Source organism: Pseudomonas sp. GL-B-12 (assembly GCF_019955895.1).
In the GTDB taxonomy this organism is placed as follows: domain Bacteria; phylum Pseudomonadota; class Gammaproteobacteria; order Pseudomonadales; family Pseudomonadaceae; genus Aquipseudomonas.
The window spans coordinates 24,205-41,653 of the sequence record NZ_JAHBCX010000038.1 but is presented as its reverse complement, the minus strand read 5'-3'; the positions used below and the strand labels follow the sequence as shown (position 1 = coordinate 41,653).

Annotated in this window: 15 protein-coding genes and 1 tRNA gene; 2 read left to right on the top strand and 14 right to left on the bottom strand. The window is 60.4% G+C overall.

The genetic code is table 11. The features are described from left to right. Positions 1 to 85: 85 nt before the first annotated feature. The 5 genes from KGA85_RS20940 to KGA85_RS20920 are packed head-to-tail and all read right to left on the bottom strand — an operon-like array spanning position 86 to position 5,535. On the bottom strand, positions 86 to 1,540 hold the full coding sequence (locus KGA85_RS20940; RefSeq protein ID WP_223536432.1) for an amidase: 1,455 nt from the start codon (positions 1,538 to 1,540) through the stop codon (positions 86 to 88). 60 nt (positions 1,541 to 1,600) lie between these two features. After that, on the bottom strand, positions 1,601 to 2,647 hold the full coding sequence (locus tag KGA85_RS20935) for an extracellular solute-binding protein (protein WP_223533247.1): 1,047 nt from the start codon (positions 2,645 to 2,647) through the stop codon (positions 1,601 to 1,603). Positions 2,648 to 2,674: 27 nt separating this feature from the next. Continuing rightward, positions 2,675 to 3,481: an ABC transporter permease gene (locus KGA85_RS20930; RefSeq protein ID WP_178120847.1), complete on the bottom strand. Its 807-nt coding sequence runs from the start codon at positions 3,479 to 3,481 to the stop codon at positions 2,675 to 2,677. Further along, a complete protein-coding gene (locus KGA85_RS20925; protein WP_223454712.1) occupies positions 3,481 to 4,401 on the bottom strand; it encodes an ABC transporter permease in 921 nt (306 codons plus the stop codon). The genes KGA85_RS20930 and KGA85_RS20925 overlap by 1 nt, the downstream gene beginning before the upstream one ends. Positions 4,402 to 4,416: 15 nt before the next feature. After that, positions 4,417 to 5,535 (bottom strand): ABC transporter ATP-binding protein, encoded by a 1,119-nt coding sequence (locus KGA85_RS20920; RefSeq protein WP_223454714.1) that lies wholly within the window; start codon positions 5,533 to 5,535, stop codon positions 4,417 to 4,419. Between the two features lie 228 nt (positions 5,536 to 5,763). Here KGA85_RS20920 and KGA85_RS20915 point away from each other — a divergent pair, with 228 nt between their 5' ends. Beyond that, positions 5,764 to 6,669 (top strand): LysR substrate-binding domain-containing protein, encoded by a 906-nt coding sequence (locus KGA85_RS20915; RefSeq protein ID WP_223543354.1) that lies wholly within the window; start codon positions 5,764 to 5,766, stop codon positions 6,667 to 6,669. 15 nt (positions 6,670 to 6,684) lie between these two features. Here the strand turns inward: KGA85_RS20915 and KGA85_RS20910 are convergent, their stop codons facing one another. Then, positions 6,685 to 8,742, bottom strand: a complete 2,058-nt coding sequence (locus KGA85_RS20910) for a methyl-accepting chemotaxis protein (RefSeq protein ID WP_223543353.1) — start codon at positions 8,740 to 8,742, stop codon at positions 6,685 to 6,687. A 334-nt stretch (positions 8,743 to 9,076) separates the two neighbouring features. Here KGA85_RS20910 and KGA85_RS20905 point away from each other — a divergent pair, with 334 nt between their 5' ends. Continuing rightward, positions 9,077 to 10,294 carry an MFS transporter gene (locus KGA85_RS20905; RefSeq protein ID WP_223543352.1) on the top strand — a complete coding sequence of 406 codons (1,218 nt, stop codon included), beginning with the start codon at positions 9,077 to 9,079 and terminating at the stop codon, positions 10,292 to 10,294. A gap of 188 nt (positions 10,295 to 10,482) precedes the next feature. On the opposite strand, the gene ychF is transcribed toward KGA85_RS20905, so the two are convergent. The 8 genes from ychF to KGA85_RS20865 form a co-directional block, all read right to left on the bottom strand. Beyond that, entirely contained in the window at positions 10,483 to 11,583 is a 1,101-nt protein-coding gene (gene ychF / locus KGA85_RS20900; protein WP_150728018.1) for a redox-regulated ATPase YchF, read from the bottom strand. 22 nt (positions 11,584 to 11,605) lie between these two features. Beyond that, positions 11,606 to 12,190: an aminoacyl-tRNA hydrolase gene (pth, locus tag KGA85_RS20895; protein WP_046030136.1), complete on the bottom strand. Its 585-nt coding sequence runs from the start codon at positions 12,188 to 12,190 to the stop codon at positions 11,606 to 11,608. Between the two features lie 169 nt (positions 12,191 to 12,359). After that, a complete protein-coding gene (locus KGA85_RS20890; protein WP_223454719.1) occupies positions 12,360 to 12,959 on the bottom strand; it encodes a 50S ribosomal protein L25/general stress protein Ctc in 600 nt (199 codons plus the stop codon). Positions 12,960 to 13,101: 142 nt separating this feature from the next. Next, positions 13,102 to 14,043, bottom strand: coding sequence for a ribose-phosphate pyrophosphokinase (locus tag KGA85_RS20885; protein WP_003208392.1), 942 nt, complete (start codon positions 14,041 to 14,043; stop codon positions 13,102 to 13,104). Between the two features lie 46 nt (positions 14,044 to 14,089). After that, positions 14,090 to 14,164 (bottom strand) — tRNA-Gln (locus KGA85_RS20880). Between the two features lie 36 nt (positions 14,165 to 14,200). Further along, positions 14,201 to 15,052 carry a 4-(cytidine 5'-diphospho)-2-C-methyl-D-erythritol kinase gene (gene ispE / locus KGA85_RS20875; RefSeq protein ID WP_223543351.1) on the bottom strand — a complete coding sequence of 284 codons (852 nt, stop codon included), beginning with the start codon at positions 15,050 to 15,052 and terminating at the stop codon, positions 14,201 to 14,203. A 1-nt stretch (position 15,053) separates the two neighbouring features. Further along, positions 15,054 to 15,671 (bottom strand): lipoprotein insertase outer membrane protein LolB, encoded by a 618-nt coding sequence (gene lolB, locus KGA85_RS20870; RefSeq protein ID WP_223454723.1) that lies wholly within the window; start codon positions 15,669 to 15,671, stop codon positions 15,054 to 15,056. Positions 15,672 to 15,675: 4 nt separating this feature from the next. Continuing rightward, a complete protein-coding gene (locus KGA85_RS20865; protein ID WP_223454725.1) occupies positions 15,676 to 17,400 on the bottom strand; it encodes a tetratricopeptide repeat protein in 1,725 nt (574 codons plus the stop codon). Positions 17,401 to 17,449 lie beyond the last annotated feature (49 nt).

Sequence of the window (17,449 nt, the reverse complement as noted above, 5' to 3'; positions counted from 1 at the left end):
GTGGCGCGCATTATTCACCGGTAACGGGGATGCGTCAAGCATAAATCTAAAATATTTCTCTGCGCTTTCAACCGTTTATCAAAATCTATCCTCTGAGCAGTGGCGAAGGGCAGCGCTGGAACCAGCGGCTGGCCTGTTCGTACGCGTGCGCCAGTTGCAGGACAGCGAAGTCGGCCTGGTGTCTGCCGATGATTTGCAGGCCCATGGGCAGACCATTCTGGTTGAAGCCCACTTGCACGTTAGCCACCGGGCAGCCGGACAAGGTGCCGGGAATCACCACCTCCATCCAGCGGTGATAAGTGTCCATGGTCACGCCTTCGATGGAGGCAGGCCACGGTCGGGTTTTATCGAACGGGAACACCTGGGCGCTGGGCAGCAGCAGGTAGTCGTATTTTTCGAATAGCCTGGAGATCGCCCGATACCAGTCGCTGCGCGTCACCGAGGCGGCAAACACGTCGGTGGCCGAGAGTTTCAGGCCGTTTTCCACTTCCCAGCAGGCTTCCGGTTTCAACAGCGCACGTTTTTGCGGGTCGGCATAGGTCGCACCCAACGAGCCGGCGACCATCCAGTGGCGCAACGTCCGCCAGCTGCTCCATAGCTTCTCTGGCGCGAATTCGGACTGAACGGGCTCAATGTGGCAACCCAGGCTTTCGAAGTCGGCAAAGGCCTTCTCGCACAGCGAGAGGATGCCTTGCTCCATCGGCAGGTAGCCGTTGAAGTCGCCGAGCCAGCCCAGACGCACGTCTTTGAAGTCTCGATCCAGCGGTGCGGCAAAGGCGCTACCGGGCTCGGCAATGGACAGTGGCGCCCGCGCATCGGCCCCGGCCTGCACCGACAACAGCAACGCTGCATCGCGCACGCTGCGAGCCATGGGGCCTTCGTAGCCGAGTTGGTCGATAAACAGGTCGGCACTGTCATCGAAGGGCACGCGGCCCTGGGACGGACGGAAACCGAAGATGTTGTTGAAGGCCGCCGGGTTGCGCAGCGAGCCCATCATGTCGCTGCCGTCGGCCACCGGCACCAGGTGCATCGCCAGCGCTGCCGCCGCGCCGCCGCTGCTGCCGCCGGCGGTCTTGCTCGGGTCGTAGGCGCAACCGGTCGCGCCGAACAGCGGGTTATAGCTTTGCGAGCCGAGGCCGAATTCCGGGGTGTTGCTCTTGCCGATGATGATCGCGCCCGCGGCCTTGATCCGCTCGACCATGATGCCGTCGCGCTCGGGGATGAAGTCCTTGTACAGCGGCGAACCCAGCGTGGTGCGGATGCCACGGGTCAGGGACAAGTCCTTGATGGCGTGGGGCAGGCCGTGCATCCAGCCACGGTATTGGCCTTTCGCCAGTTCGGCGTCGCGGATATCGGCCTGGGCCAGCAGGTCTTCTGGCGCTTGCAGGCTCACCAGCGCATTGACCAGCGGGTTGAAGCGTTCGATATGGGCAAGATAAGTCTGCATCACTTCCCGGCAGGAAACCTGGCGCAGGCGGATGCGTTCGGCGAGCTCGTGGGCCTGCAACAGGACCAGTTCGCTGATGTTATTAGAGTTCATTGCAAGCGGCCTTTCAGACGGCTGGAAAAACGCCCCGCCAATGCGTCGGGGCGGTAGAGATCAACGCATCAGGTTGGTCCAGAGACGATCGGCCAGGCGGATCGCGCCTTCGCCGCAGGTCTTGCTGAACACCACCTGGGTGCCTTCGGGAATGTGCAGCTCCGGCGCGTCCTTGAGGCCCGCATCGAGGAACGGCTCCACACCCTTGATCGGGCTCTGGTGCTTGAGGAAGTTCTGGGTCATCGCCGCGTTTTCAGGCTGGCTGAGGAACGCGATGAAGGCCTTGGCGTTTGCTGGATTCTTGCTACCGGTCGGGATGACCATGTTATCGACCCAGGCCAGCACACCCTCTTTCGGGTACAGGTACTTCAAGCTCGGATTCATCTCCCGGGCGCGCATCGACGAGCCGCCCCAGAAGGTCGACATGTCGATTTCACCCGAGGCGAGGTTTTCGCGGATCGAGCCGGCCTTGGAGCTGTAGGTCTTGACGAAGGGTTTCTGCGCCTTGAGCAGGGTCAGAATCTGCTGCATCTGCTTAGGGTCCTCACTGCACAGCGGAATGTTCAGGTACAGGCTGGCCATGTCCACCACGTCGCTGACCGAGTCGAACATGTTGATCCGCCCTTGCAGCTCGGCTGGTGGTTCGTAAAGCACCTTGAGGCTGTCGGTGGGGCCCTTGTAGCGCTCGGTGTTGAGTACCACGCTGGTGGTGCCCCAGATGAACGGCACGGAATAGGCGCCTTCCGGATCCCAGGTGGGTTTTTTCAGGTTGTCGACGACGCCGGCATAGTAGGGCTCGTTGACCGGGTCGAAACGCTCCAGCAGTTTTTCCTTGATCAGGATCGGCACGAACTGGTGCGAGGGGATCGCCACGTCATAACCGGCACCGCCCTGTTTCAATTTGGCCAGCAGGGTTTCGTTGGAATCGTAGGAATCGACTGTGACTTCGATGCCGGTCTGCTTCTGGAATTTGGCGAGAATCTCCGGCGAAAAGTAGCCACTCCAACTCACCACGTTGAGTTTTTCCGCGGCCTGAACGCTGCCGACCATGGTCAGCGGTAAAGTCAGGAACAACGAAGTGCCGATGCTTGCAATCAACTTGCTCATGCTATTTCCCCACAGTACGTAGAAGGTTCAGGTTTTCTTTTTGCCCAGCAGATAAGAGAGCGTGACGAACAGCACCGAGACGCCCAGGATCAGGGTCGAGACGGCGTTGACGTCCGGTGTCACGCCCATGCGCAACAGGCCGAAGATGAAGATCGGCAAGGTGGTGGTGCCGGCCTGGGAGACCATCATCGAGATCACGAAGTTATCCAGCGACACGATGAAGGCCAGCATCAGCCCGGAGAAAATCCCCGGCATCAGCAGCGGCAGGGTGACCTTGCGGAAGGTCCGCCATGGGCCGGCATACAGGTCGGCCGAGGCCTGTTCCAGGGACAGGTCCATGTCGTTCAGGCGTGCCCGTATTGGCAGAAAGGCGAACGGGATACAGAACACCGTGTGCGCGATGATCAGGTTGCCGTAGCCCAGGGACAGGCCGATGGTGGAGAACAGCGCGAGGGTGGCGACGCCGACCACGATTTCCGGCAGCACCAGAGGCAACATGATCGCGCCCATGGACAGTTGCAGGCCCTTGAACTTCGCACCCCGTGAAGTGCCGAGGGCGGCGAGGGTCGCAATGGCCGTGGCGACCATGCTGGCGCAGACCGCAATCAACAGGCTGTTGCCGGCCGCCTGGCGCAGGGCCTGGTTGGCGAAGGCCGCGCGATACCAGTCGAGGCTGAAACCGGTCCACACTGTGGCCGACTGGTTGGCGTTGAACGAGAACACCACCAGCACCACGATCGGCGCGTAGAGGTACAGGTAGAACAGGAAACTGAATCCGCCGAAACCGGGGAAGTCCTGTACGCCCAGCGTGTTGCGTTTGAACAGGCCGATCATCACGCACCTCCTTTGGCGATGCGCTGGCGCTCGGCACGCAGGGCATACACCGTCAGTACCAACATCACCGCCGCCATCAGCACCAGCGACAGGGCCGCGCCGAATGGCCAGTTACGTGCATCGCTGAACTGGCGGAAAATCAGGTTGCCGAGCATCATCCGCGTGCCGCCGCCGAGCAGTTCCGGGGCGATCATTGCGCCCAGGCAAGGCACGAAAGTGAGGATGGCGCCGGCGAGAATCCCCGGCTTGGCGATCGGTAACACCACCTTGCGCAAGGTTCGAACGCGTCCGGCGTAGAGGTCCTGAGCGGCCTCGAGCAGGCGGGTGTCCATTTTTTCCAGGGTGGCGTAGATCGGCAGCACGACAAAGGGCGCGTAGGTGTAAACCAGCCCCAGCAGCACTGCGCCGTCGGTGTAGAGCAGTTGCAACGGCTGGTCGATGACCCCGAGGCCCATCAGGCTGTTGTTGATCACCCCGGTGTTGCGCAGCAGCAGAATCCACGCATAGGTGCGGATCAGCAGGTTGGCCCAGAACGGCACGGTGATCAGGAAAATCAGCAGACCACGGCGATGGGCTGGTTGCATGGCCAGCCACACTGCCACCGGAAAACCGATCAACAGGGTAATGAGCGTGGTCAGCCCGGCGATGCCGATGGAGCGCAGGGCGATGATCAGGTAGGAGTCGGCGAAGGCCAGGCTGTCGTCCAGTTGCCGCTCGAACAGCAGCGAGGTGTAGGCTTCACTGCTGAATACTTTGTTCACCCCGCCGTAGGGGTTGGCCTCCATCAGCGAGTAACCGATGACGATCAGGATCGGCACGATCAGAAACAGGCCGATGGCGATCAGCGCCGGGCTGACCCCGAGAAAGCTCTGGAAGGCCCGCCGACGTTCCAGCGTGTTGGCAATCGGTAAAGCGTGCATGGCAATTCCTCGTGCTCAATCGTGCAGGACGCTGGCGCTGCCCTGGTCGAACAACAGACCGGCCTGGCTGCCGACGGCGAAGCGTTTGCCCTGGTCGACGCAGTTGGGGGTGCGCACGGTGAGGCGCGAACCGTCGCTCAGGCTGATCTGGTATTGCAGGTCGGTGCCGAGGTAGATCTGCGCCTCGATCCGGCACGGCAGAGCGTTCTCAGTGGTGGCTGGCACCAGATGCAAACGCTCGGGGCGCACGGACAATGCGACGTTGGCACCGACTTGCACATCGCTGCACGGCTGCGCAGGCAGCGGATGACCGGCCGGGCCGGCGAACCACGCCAGGCCGTCTTCGACGCGGGTGACCGTGCCTTCGATGAAGTTGGTTTCACCGATGAAGTCCGCCACGAAGCGATTGCGCGGGCGTTCGTAGATGTCCTCCGGCCGACCGACCTGCTGCACTTCGCCTTCGGACAACACGGCGATGCGGTCGGACATGGTCAGGGCTTCTTCCTGGTCATGGGTGACGAAGATGAAGGTGATGCCGGTGCGCGCCTGAATGGTTTTCAGCTCTTCGCGCATGGCCTGGCGCAGCTTGAGGTCCAGCGCCGAGAGCGGTTCGTCGAGCAGCAAGACTTTGGGATGCGGCGCCAATGCGCGAGCGAGGGCGACGCGCTGTTGCTGACCGCCGGACAGCTGCGCTGGCTTGCGGTTGGCAAAGCGCTCCATCTGCACCAGGGCGAGCATCTCGCGCACCCGTTCGGCCATTTGCGTTTTGTTCAGGACTTTGCCCATCGGGTGGGATTCAAGACCAAACGCCAGGTTCTCGGCGATGGTCATGTGCGGGAACAACGCGTAATGCTGAAACACCGTGTTGACCGGACGCTGGAAGGGCGGGCGGTCGGCGATGTTTTCGCCGTAGAGCAGAATCTCGCCTTCGGTAGGGAATTCGAACCCGGCGATCATCCGCAGGAGCGTGGTTTTGCCGCAGCCCGAAGGGCCGAGAAGGGTAAAGAACTCGTTGTCGCGAATGTCCAGGTCGATGCTTTTCAGCGCCACCGGGCCAGTCTTTGGATCACCGTAGACTTTGCGCACTGAGCGGATGGACACCGCCAGCGTTTGCAGCGAATGCAGGGCATTCATGCGTTACCTCCGATTCCCCCATCGCCTGTGCACGTGCTGAAAACAGCTGTGCCGTCGGGCCATGGATATTATTTTTCTGGGCAGGATCGAGATTGCGTTCGGGTGTTGTAACCAGCTGTTTTTTTGTTCTGCTGTGGATCGATTATCAGCGAGGGGTTGCGGGGGCGAAACTTCAATTTTAACATAGGGGCTGTTAAAAAATTTAACAGCAGAAGGCGCCCGGAAACCATGCCTGACCACCGTTTGCCGCCGCTCAACGCGGTGCGTGCCTTTGATGCCGCGGCCCGGTTGGGCAGCTATGTCGAAGCCTCCAAAGCCCTGCACGTGACTCAGCCTGCCATCGGCCGTCACGTGAAGTTGCTGGAAGACTGGCTGGGCATCCAACTGTTCGAGCGCACCTCTCGCGGGGTCAACCTGACGACGGCGGGGGAGAAGTACCACCGCAAGATCACCGCCGCCTTGCAGCTGATCATCGAGGCCGGAAAAGAGGCGCAGCCCAAGCATGCCGAGCGCTGGCTACGCATCATGGTGGTGCCGGGGTTCGCCAAGCGCTGGCTGATGCCGCGCATCGAGGCCATGCGTCATCTGCGCCCGGGCTTGAAGTTCGCCATCGAACCCAATTCGACCTTCACCGAAGTGGATGGCAAAAGCGCTGACCTGGGCATCGTCTACGGGGTGGACGGCCAATATGCCCACTCGCGCACCAGCCTGATTTGTCCTCGAGTGTTTCCGATCTGTTCCCCCGATTATCTGGCCAGCGTCGAGCCCATCGACAGCCCCGCGGACCTGGTGAAGCACAACCTGATCCACGTCGACGACGGCGAGTGGTGGAACCTGTGGTTCGCCGCCAACGACCTCGACATCCACCTCAATTCGGACATGCTCTACGTCAACAACGACCACGCATTGTCGGTGGCCGAGAGCGGGCAGGGCATTGCACTGGCCAACGAAGTGCTGGTGCGCGAAGAACTCCATCGCGGCAAGCTGGTGCGGGTGGTGGACGCGCAAGTGAAGCTGGAAAGCTATCGGGTGCTGACGCCGACCGCCGAGCTCTCGGCGGACGTGGCGTGGTTTATCGACTGGCTCAGGAGCGAACTGGAGCAGGACTTCCCGGAGGCGGTGATCCGCGCCTGAGAAGTCCTGGCGGACTCAACTCAAGCGGAAGCGCCCGGTGTTGGCGCTGAGGGCCTTGCTGCCGTGGCTCAGGGTATCCGCGGCCTGGTTCACCGCGCGGGCACCTTCGAGCAAACGCACCGCCGCTTGATCGACCTGCTGGATATTGCCGCTGACCTCGTCGGCGGTACTGGCCTGTTCTTCCACCGCCGCGGCGATTTGCGCCAGGGTATCGGTGACGCTCTGCACCGCACTGGCGATTTCCCCGAGCCGTTCACCAAGGCCAGTGACCGCTTGTGCATCGGACTCTGCCTGACTGCACGCGGCTTGCATCAGGCTGACGGCCTCATTCACGGTGTTGCGCAGGCTGTCGACCGTACCGGCAATCTGTGCGGTCGACGATTGCGTGCGTTGGGACAGGCTGCGCACCTCATCGGCCACCACCGCGAAGCCACGCCCTTGCTCGCCCGCCCGAGCCGCCTCGATGGCGGCGTTGAGTGCCAGCAGGTTGGTCTGCTCGGCGACGCCGCGAATGGTGTCGACCACCAGTTGAATCTGCTGTCCCTGCTCGCTGACTCGGCCCAGCGCCGCAGCGGTCTCGTTCAGGCGTTGATTGAGTTGCTGGATGCTCGCGGTGGTGCGCTGGCTGTCACGGCTGCTGTCGGCGGCAATGCGCCGGGTGTGCTGGGCGCTGCCGGACGCCTGTTCGCAACTGTGGGCCACCCCTTTGGAGGTGGCGGCCAGTTGCGTCGCCGCAGCGGCAATCTGGCTGATCTGCAACTGCTGGGCTTCGACTTCGCCCAGGGCGTCGCTGGAATGATGGTTGAGGGTTTGTACCGCGTTGCTCAGTTGCAGGGTTTCATGATCCACCCCTTGCAGGCTGGTGCGCAGTTGCACCACGGCGACGTTCAGCGCGGTGCTGATGACCGCCAGTTCGTCCCGGCCCTGAACCGGCACTTGCAGGCTCAGATTGCCATCGCGCAAGGCCTCGGCCAGTACCGTGATGCCGCTGGCGCTGCGGCGGATCGAGGCCTGCAAACAGATGAACAGATACAGCGCGGCCAACAGCAGGCAGCCCAGCACGGCGGCCACCACAATGAACTGGCGGATCGCCGAGTCGTGGTAGTAATCCAGGCGTTGATCCAGCGACACCAGCGACTGCTGGCGCAACGAGGCGAGGTCGGAGAGCAGGGCATCGAGACTGCGTTCGAAATCCTCCGGCTTGAGGTTGATGCTGCCGCCGAACACGCCATCATCCAGCACCTTCAGGCCCGCATCGAGGCGCTTGAGGCTGTCATGGTATTGCCCGGCCCAGGTTTGCAGGGCGCTGGGCAAGCGCGCTTCGAGCAGGCCTGCGGTTTTCACCAGCTGCTCGCGCGCATCGCCGATGCGGCTGCGCAGGTCGCGCAGTTGCAGGCGGCTTTGCAGGGTGAACTGTCCGGACACCACCGAGGCCTGCCCCACCGCCGCCAGACGACCGACCCGTTCGATCAGGTCTGGCGCATGCTGGGTGGAGATCTGCGTCAGCAAATAAGTCTCCAGCCACGGTGCCAGCGTCAGGCGATTGTCCATGGCGATCTGCTCGCGCAAGGCTTGCAAGGCGCTCAAGGTGTTGGTGAAGCGATCGTAGCCATCGGGCCACCAGCCGACATTGCTCAGGCTTTTTGAATCGAGGCCATCGAGGGCGGTTTGCAGGGCCTGGTAACGCGTCAGGGTTTCACCCTCGGCACTTTCTTTTTGCAGGGCATTGCCCAACTCGGCAGTGGCCTGGCTGACGGCGGGCTGAACCGCATCGAAGGCGGCCATCGCGGCGAGGGTGGCCGGCGTTGGCTGGCGATTGGTTTCCGTGGCGCGCCACCGGGCGGCGCGATCACGCTGGGCGGCGAGCAGGTCATCCAGCGCATCGAGCGCAAGCAATTGCCGCACCCCTGCGCGTTCGCCGGAGATCAGGCTGAGCTTGTCGCGATAGTCCTGGCCGATCATCCACAGGCTGCCGGCCAGCGGCAGGATAAACAGCAGAAACAACAGCTGGAATTTACGTGCGAAGCCAAAACGCCCCAGCAGCCCGATCCCCGGTGATAAAAAAGCCTGCATGCCCCATGACTCCTCTGGACACCACGCACTATTGGCGTGCGCCGGAGGTTGTCGCACCCCCGACTCGTGCCCTCTAAAAAGGCCTCGAAAGTTCACCCTTGTCCGCTCTGTAGGCTGACTCTGTAGCGAAACTTCCCATTGTCGGTCTCCTTTGTAAGGAAGCCGCGTTCAAGCAGACAAGGAAGGCAAGATTCAGACCATGGCTTTGCGCCATCAAGGTTGTGGCGATGAAAAAACCAAGTCGTTAGCAGGCTAAGGGGATGGCGTTGCCGCACTGAAAAATGGCACATTGACGCACCTGCTCGTTTGTACCTCCTGTTGTCTGGAAATTCCCATGGCTATCAGCAACGCCCAGACCGGCTCAGTGCCGGCGTCCGCTACGCCCCAAAGCAGTCCCCTGGTGATGCGCATCATCGGCGCCGTAGCGCTGGCGCACTTGATCAACGACCTGATCCAGTCGGTGCTGCCGTCGATCTATCCGATGCTCAAGGCCAACTATGGCCTGACCTTCACTCAGGTCGGCCTGATCACCCTGACGTTCCAGTTGACGGCCTCGCTGCTGCAACCGTGGGTCGGTTACTACACCGACCGCCATCCCAAGCCGTGGTTGTTGCCGGCGGGTACGGTCTGCACCCTGGTCGGCATTCTGATGATGTCGGTGGTCGCCAGTTTCCCGCTAATCCTGTTGGCGGCGGGGCTGATCGGCATCGGTTCATCGACCTTCCACCCGGAAGCGTCCCGCGTGGCGCGCCTGGCTTCGGGCGGGCGCTTCGGGCTGGCGCAATCGACCTTCCAGGTCGGCGGTAACGCAGGCTCGGCGTTCGGCCCGTTGCTGGCGGCGGCGATCATCATTCCCTACGGCCAGGGGCACGTGGCCTGGTTCGGCCTGTTCGCGGTGTTTGCGCTGTTCGTGCTCTACCGGATCAGCCGCTGGTACGCCAACCACTTGAACCTGTTCAAGCTCAAGCAAGGCCAGGCGGCGACTCACGGCCTGTCCAGGGGGCGAGTGACCAGTGCGTTGGTGGTGCTCGGGTTACTGGTGTTCTCCAAGTATTTCTACATGTCGAGCCTTACCAGCTACTTCACCTTTTACCTAATCGAGAAGTTCGACCTGTCGGTGGCCAGTTCGCAGTTGCACCTGTTCCTGTTTCTCGGCGCGGTCGCGGCGGGGACATTCTTCGGCGGGCCGATCGGCGACAAGATCGGGCGCAAGGCGGTGATCTGGTTCTCGATCCTCGGCGTTGCACCGTTCACATTGCTGCTGCCCCATGTCGACCTGTTCTGGACCAGCATCCTCAGCGTGGTCATCGGCTTCATCCTCGCCTCGGCGTTCTCGGCCATCGTGGTGTACGCCCAGGAATTGGTGCCGGGCAATGTCGGGATGATCGCCGGGGTGTTCTTCGGCTTGATGTTCGGCTTCGGCGGGATTGGTGCGGCGTTGCTCGGGCATCTGGCGGACATACATGGCATCGAGTACGTGTACTACCTGTGTTCGTTCCTGCCGCTGTTCGGGGTGTTGGCGATCTTCCTGCCGCGTACCAAAAAGGCCTGAGCCGACACAAATCCCCCTGTGGGAGCGGGCTTGCTCGCGAAGAGGGCGTGTCAGTCGACATCTATTTCGCCTGAAACACCGCTTTCGCGAGCAAGCCCGCTCCCACAGTTGTTCGGTGGTGGGGCGGATGAATGTTTCAGGCACAAAAAAGCCGCGTATCAAACGCGGCTTTTTCTTGGGCGTGAGGCTTACACGTTGAAGCGGAAGTGCATCACGTCGCCGTCTTTGACGATGTAGTCCTTGCCTTCCAGGCGCCATTTACCGGCTTCCTTGGTACCGGCTTCGCCCTTGTACTGGATGAAGTCGTTGTAGGCGATCACTTCGGCGCGGATGAAGCCCTTTTCGAAGTCGGTGTGGATCACGCCGGCGGCTTGTGGTGCGGTGGCACCGACGCGGACGGTCCAGGCGCGGACTTCTTCGACACCGGCGGTGAAGTAGGTCTGCAGGTGCAGCATTTCGTAGCCGGCGCGGATCACGCGGTTCAGGCCAGGCTCTTCGAGGCCCAGGGCTTCGAGGAACATGTCTTTCTCTTCGCCGTCATCGAGCTCGGCGATTTCCGCTTCGATCTTGTTGCACACCGGAACAACCACGGCGCCTTCTTCTTCTGCAATGGCGCGTACCACGTCCAGGTGCGGGTTGTTCTCGAAACCGTCTTCAGCGACGTTGGCGATGTACATGACCGGTTTGGTGGTCAGCAGGTGGAAGCCCTTGATCACCGCTTTCTCGTCGGCACCCATGTTCTTCATCAGGCTGCGCGCTGGCTTGCCTTCGGTGAAGTGGGCGATCAGTTGCTCCAGCAGGCCTTTCTGGACCACTGCGTCCTTGTCACCGCCCTTGGCGTTGCGCGCGACTTTCTGCAGTTGCTTCTCGCAGCTGTCGAGGTCGGCGAAGATCAGTTCCAGTTCGATGATTTCGATGTCGCGTTTCGGGTCGACGCTGTTGGAGACGTGAATCACGTTCTCGTCTTCGAAGCAGCGGACCACGTGGGCGATGGCATCGGTTTCACGGATGTTGGCCAAAAACTTGTTGCCCAGGCCTTCACCTTTCGACGCGCCAGCGACCAAGCCTGCGATGTCGACGAATTCCATGGTGGTCGGCAGGATGCGCTTTGGATTGACGATGGCCGCCAGGGCATCCAGGCGCGGATCCGGCATCGGCACGATACCGCTGTTGGGCTCGATGGTGCAGAAGGGGAAGTTTTCGGCCGCGATCCCGGATTTGGTCAGGGCGTTGAACAGGGTGGACTTGCCGACGTTAGGCAGGCCGACGATGCCGCAATTGAATCCCATGGTGTTTCCCCTCGGATAAGAGTCAGGCCTTCTGGCTGTGCAGGTTTTTCATCGCGCGGTTCCATTCCCCGGCGAGGATATCCGGCAGCACGCCGAGGGCAAAGTCGATGCTGGCATCGAGTTTTTCCTGTTCGGCGCGTGGCGCACGACCCAGGACGAAATTTGAAACCATACTGGCAACGCCCGGGTGGCCAATGCCAAGCCGCAAGCGATGAAAGGTATTCTGATTGCCCAGTTGCGCAATGATGTCGCGCAACCCGTTGTGACCGCCATGGCCGCCGCCTTGCTTGAGCTTGGCAACGCCCGGAGGCAGGTCGAGTTCGTCGTGCGCCACGAGGATTTCTTCAGGCTTGATGCGGAAGAAACCGGCGAGTGCCGCCACGGCCTGGCCGCTGCGGTTCATGTACGTGGTGGGAATCAGCAGACGAACATCCTGACCCTGATGCGAATAGCGCCCGGTCAGGCCGAAATATTTGCGGTCCGCCACAAGGTTCACGCCTTGTGCGTTCGCGATGCGCTCAACAAAAAGGGCCCCTGCGTTATGCCGGGTCTGTTCGTATTCAGCGCCTGGATTTCCCAGGCCAACGATCAGTTTGATGGCAGTCACGATAGGGGCCCTTCCTTGGAGTGGTGGATAACATCGCTGCAATCAGGGAGAGCGGCGAAAGTGGACGAAAATTGCTCATTTACCATGATGTAAACTCCGCGTTCTCGCCCGCTTTCTCGCTATGCTCTAGTCCGCGATGTTTCCGGTCACTCCGGCGTACAGAGTAAAATTACTCTGCAGCGCCTTCTGCAGCTTCTGGAGCAACACGTGGAGCGTGGACGTTGGCAACAGCCTTGTCATCGCCGTGTGCCAGGGCCACGAACTCAACGCCTTTAGGAGCCTTGAGGTCCGACAGGTGAATGATCGAACCGATTTCAGCGTTAGTCAGGTCGACTTCGATGAACTCAGGCAGATCTTTCGGCAGGCAGGTAACTTCGATCTCGGCAACAACGTGCGAGATTTCGCCGCCTTTCTTGGTCGGTGCTTCTTCGTTGATGAAGTGCACTGGAACGATAGCGGTCAGTTTCTGGCCAGCTACTACGCGTACGAAGTCAGCGTGCATCACGTGGCCTTTGGCCGGGTGACGCTGCAGGGCTTTGATCACGACGTTCTGCTTGGTGCCACCAACGTTCAGCTCGATGATGTGGCTGTAAGCCGCTTCGTTTTCGAGCAGTTTGGCAACTTCTTTGGCCAGCATGCTGATGGATTCAGGGGCTTTTTCGCCACCGTAAACTACAGCTGGAACCAGGCTTGCGAGACGACGCAGGCGGCGGCTCGCACCTTTCCCCAGGTCGGAACGCACTTCAGCATTCAGGGTAAAATCGTTCATGTTGTATCTCCAAAATAACCACATTCGCCCCAGCGTTTGCGACCAGCGCTAAAGGCGATATGGGCAAAAAAGCCCCGCCCCGACAGGAATGCCGGGGCGGGGCGCTTTTCGTCAACGAGACATTTCGAGAAGGGCAGGGCCCTTAGCGGAACATCGCGCTGATCGATTCTTCATTGCTGATGCGGCGAACCGCCTCGGCAACTACCGGCGCGATATCCAGTTGACGGATACGCGAGCAGGCTTGTGCAGCAGCGGACAACGGGATGGTGTTAGTCACCACCAGTTCGTCCAGCATGGAATTTTCGATGTTTTCGATCGCCCGACCGGACAGCACAGGGTGTGTGCAGTAGGCGAAAACCTTGGCAGCGCCATGCTCTTTCAGGGCCTTGGCCGCGTGGCACAGGGTGCCGGCGGTATCGACCATGTCATCGACCAGAATACAGGTACGCCCTTCGACATCACCGATGATATGCATCACTTCAGAGTGATTGGCTTTCTCACGGCGTTTGTCGATGATCCCGAGATCCACGCCCAGGGATTTGGCAACGGCACGTGCACGCACGACGCCGCCAATGTCCGGGGACACGATCATCAGGTTTTCGAAGCGCTGATCTTCGATGTCATCCACCAGAACCGGGGAGCCGTAGATGTTATCTACCGGAATATCGAAGAAACCCTGGATTTGGTCAGCATGCAGATCAACCGTGAGAACACGGTCGATGCCGACTACGGTAAGCATGTCAGCCACGACTTTCGCGCTGATAGCCACACGTGCGGAACGCGGACGGCGATCCTGACGGGCATAACCAAAGTAAGGAATAACAGCAGTGATACGAGTAGCCGAGGAGCGGCGGAAGGCATCAGCCATCACTACCAGTTCCATCAGGTTATCGTTGGTCGGAGCGCAAGTCGGCTGAATAATGAAGACGTCTTTACCGCGGACGTTTTCATTGATCTCGGCTGTAATTTCGCCGTCGGAAAATTTACCGACAGAGATGTCACCGAGAGGGATATGCAGCTGACGTACGACACGCCGAGCCAGATCGGGGTTAGCGTTCCCCGTAAAGACCATCATCTTGGACACGCGCAGTACCTGAAGGCTGAGGGTAACCTGGATGAGTATAGGAAAATGGCAGGGGCGGCTGGATTCGAACCAACGCATGGCAGGATCAAAACCTGCTGCCTTACCGCTTGGCGACGCCCCTGTATTTGTTGCAACGATTACCCGGTAATCGGTTCCTTTAGAGCAGACTTTGCAGCTTGCGATGCAACATCGAAACGTTGCTTCCTTTTGCTACAAACCCTGTAAGGGTCTCTGTAAGAAGGGCCGAGACTTTATCAGCTTCAGCTTTGCTTGGGAAGCCCCCAAACACACAACTTCCAGTTCCGGTGAGTTTTGCTTCGGTAAATTTACCTAACAAATTCAAAGCGTTACGTACCTCTGGATAACGCCTTGTTACCACCGGCAAGCAGTCATTTCGACTGTTTCCCTTGGGAACGGGGCGCACTTTAATGGGAGGAGTGTTACGTGTCAACAACGGATCTGAAAAAATTTCTGCCGTACTTACAGAGACTTGCGGCACCAGCACCAGATACCACGGTTCTTCCGGGTCTACAGGGGTCAGTTTCTCCCCCACGCCCTCGGCAAAAGCCGCGTGGCCACGTACGAAAACCGGGACGTCGGCGCCCAGCGTCAACCCCAGCCCAGCCAGGCGATCTTCATCCCAGCCCAATTGCCACAGATGATTAAGACCGAGCAAAGTCGTTGCGGCATTCGAGCTGCCGCCACCAATGCCGCCGCCCATGGGCAGGATTTTTTCGATCCAGATGTCGACGCCCAGCGAGCAAGCGGATTGCTCCTGAAGTTTTCTGGCGGCCTTGACGATCAGGTTGCTGTCGTGGGGGACGCCTGGGAATTCGGTGTGCAGTTGAATGACATCATCATCGCGCAGGGCATAGGTGATTTCGTCGCCGTAATCGAGAAACTGAAACATCGTTTGCAGTTCGTGGTAGCCGTCTTCGCGGCGACCCAGAATGTGCAGCATCAAATTGAGTTTGGCCGGCGAGGGTAAAGTCAGGCGATTGGCTGGCATTTCACTGCCCCAATTTGCGCGGTTGCCAAGTCTTGATCACCAGCGTGACATCCAGGTCGGTGCCATGCAGTTTGATCCGTTCGGGCAGCCAGTAACCGTTCAGTTGGGTGTATTCGGTGTATTCGACCTGCCAACCGTCCTGTTCGAGACTGGCCAAACGACTGTCGCCATCCAGCGTCAGGCGACTTTTACTGTCCGGAGCCGGGAGCCCGCGCACCCACCAGGCCAGGTTGGACACCGGCAGCTTCCAGCCCAGCTGTTCTTCGAGCAGCACTTCCGGATTCGGTGCGTCGTAACGTCCCTGGTTGGCGACTTCCAGCGACACCTTGCCCGGACGTCCGGTCAGGCGAGCCGCGCCGCGGCCCAGAGGTCCGGACAGGCGAATGTCGTAGTAATCCTGGCGCTGCAACCAGAACAGCGTGCCGCTGCCCGAGTCTTTCGGGGCACGGATGCCGATCTTGCCGTCGATCTGCCAGCCATCGAGGCTGGTCAGTTGTTCTTTGTGCTCGCGCCATTGGGCAGGGTTGCCGTGCCCCTCGACCGATTCGCGGGGACCCAGGCCCGCACAACCGGCGAGCAGGGCGATGAAACTGAAAACGATGAAATGGCGCAAAAACATAATCTTAAAGAGTCTCTGATCCGGTCAGGCGTTTGATGGTGCCCCGCAGGGCCGGGCTGTCGGGTTGTTCCTTGAGGAACTTGCCCCAGACTTGTTTGGCTTCACGCTGCTTGCCATTGGCCCACAGGACTTCGCCCAGGTGAGCGGCGACTTCCTGATCGGGGAAGCGTTCCAGGGCCTGGCGCAGCAGGCGCTCGGCTTCGTCGAGATTGCCCATGCGGTAATTCACCCAGCCAAGGCTGTCGAGTACCGCCGGGTCTTCCGGACTGATCTGGTGCGCCTGTTCGATCAGGGCCTTGGCTTCGGCGTAGCGCGTGGTGCGGTCGGACAGGGTGTAGCCGAGGGCGTTCAACGCCATGGCATTGTCCGGGTCGCGCTTGATGATCGTGCGCAGGTCTTTTTCCATCTGCGCCAGGTCATTGCGTTTTTCCGCCTGCATGGCGCGGGTGTAGAGCAGGTTCAAATCGTCCGGATATTGCTGCAAGGCTTGTTGCAGAACATTCCAGGCCTTGTCGCCCTGATTGTTGGCGGACAGGGTTTCGGCTTCGATCAGGTACAACTGGATCGCGTAATCCGGCTGCTCGTCGCGCTCTGCCGCCAGCTTTCTTTGCGCTTCGGCGGTCCGGCCGTTGTCTATCAGGATGTCGGCCTGTCGCAATTGCGCCGGCAGGAAGTCGTTGCCCGGGCCAACCTTGGCGTACTCGATCAATGCGCCTTGCGGGTCGTTTTGTTCTTCGGCGATGCGGCCGAGGTTCAGGTGTGCCGAGTCGACGTGGCTTTCCCGGGCGATCAGGTCTTCAAGATAACCCTTGGCCTCGTTCCAGGCCTTGGCTTCCAGGCAGACCAGTGCCAGCGAGTAACGCAGTTCGTCGTCTTCCGGGTATTGCTGAACCAGGCTCGAGAACTCGGCCTTGGCGTCGTCCATGCGGTCCTGTTCAACCAGCATGCGTGCGTAAGTCAGGCGCAGGCGCTTGTCGTCCGGGTATTTCTTGATGCTTTTTTGCAGCAGCGGCAAGGCTTCGTCACCGCGATTCAGGGTTTGCAACAGCCGCGCGCGCAGCAGGATCGGCGCGATTTCGCCGTTTTCAGGCGGATTGTCTTCCAGCAGCTTCAACGCGCCTTTGGCATCGCCATCCTGTTGCATCAGCAAGGCCTTGCCGAAAATCAGCTGGCCGTTGTCCGGATGGCGTTGCAACAAACGGTCGAAGCTTTTCATCAAGCCGTTGCGGGTGTCCTGGTCGGTGTCGGCCGCGGACAGCGCAAGGAAATCGAAATGGGTGTCGCCCTTGCCTTGCAGGACTTTCTCCATATAGACCATGGAGTCGTCATAACGCCCGGCGCGTGCCAGTTGCACGGCGGCGGCGCGTTGCGCTTCGAGGTCGTTGGGGGCGTTTTTGGCCCAGATCAGCGCGGTGTCCAGGGCTGCCTGATCGGCGCCCAGATATTCGGCGATACGGAATGCCCGCTCGGAAATGCCCGGATCCTGGGTATTGATGGCCTGGGTCACATAGTTGTCCAGGGCAATGTCGAAACGATTGCGCTGGCCAGCCAGTTCGGCGCTCAACAGGCTGAAGATGGTTTCCTCGCTGAATGAGCTGTAGACCTTGGGCTTTTCAGGGGCCGGGGTGCTGTCTCCAACCGGTGACGTGCCGTCCGGTGAAACGGGTGCCAAGGCCTGGCAGCCGCTGAGGAAGACAAAAGCGAGGAGCAACGCGGAAGATCTATTCATATAGGAAGAGGACGACTAACCTGCGGTCGGATCATCATGACACAAGCTT

Bases quoted from the DNA above. Each gene is read 5' to 3' on its own strand.
- KGA85_RS20940 (WP_223536432.1), bottom strand. From the start codon at position 1,540: ATGAACTCTAATAACATCAGCGAACTGGTCCTGTTGCAGGCCCACGAG.
- KGA85_RS20935 (WP_223533247.1), bottom strand. From the start codon at position 2,647: ATGAGCAAGTTGATTGCAAGCATCGGCACTTCGTTGTTCCTGACTTTA.
- KGA85_RS20930 (WP_178120847.1), bottom strand. From the start codon at position 3,481: ATGATCGGCCTGTTCAAACGCAACACGCTGGGCGTACAGGACTTCCCC.
- KGA85_RS20925 (WP_223454712.1), bottom strand. From the start codon at position 4,401: ATGCACGCTTTACCGATTGCCAACACGCTGGAACGTCGGCGGGCCTTC.
- KGA85_RS20920 (WP_223454714.1), bottom strand. From the start codon at position 5,535: ATGAATGCCCTGCATTCGCTGCAAACGCTGGCGGTGTCCATCCGCTCA.
- KGA85_RS20915 (WP_223543354.1), top strand. From the start codon at position 5,764: ATGCCTGACCACCGTTTGCCGCCGCTCAACGCGGTGCGTGCCTTTGAT.
- KGA85_RS20910 (WP_223543353.1), bottom strand. From the start codon at position 8,742: ATGCAGGCTTTTTTATCACCGGGGATCGGGCTGCTGGGGCGTTTTGGC.
- KGA85_RS20905 (WP_223543352.1), top strand. From the start codon at position 9,077: ATGGCTATCAGCAACGCCCAGACCGGCTCAGTGCCGGCGTCCGCTACG.
- ychF (WP_150728018.1), bottom strand. From the start codon at position 11,583: ATGGGATTCAATTGCGGCATCGTCGGCCTGCCTAACGTCGGCAAGTCC.
- KGA85_RS20890 (WP_223454719.1), bottom strand. From the start codon at position 12,959: ATGAACGATTTTACCCTGAATGCTGAAGTGCGTTCCGACCTGGGGAAA.
- ispE (WP_223543351.1), bottom strand. From the start codon at position 15,052: ATGCCAGCCAATCGCCTGACTTTACCCTCGCCGGCCAAACTCAATTTG.
- lolB (WP_223454723.1), bottom strand. From the start codon at position 15,671: ATGTTTTTGCGCCATTTCATCGTTTTCAGTTTCATCGCCCTGCTCGCC.
- KGA85_RS20865 (WP_223454725.1), bottom strand. From the start codon at position 17,400: ATGAATAGATCTTCCGCGTTGCTCCTCGCTTTTGTCTTCCTCAGCGGC.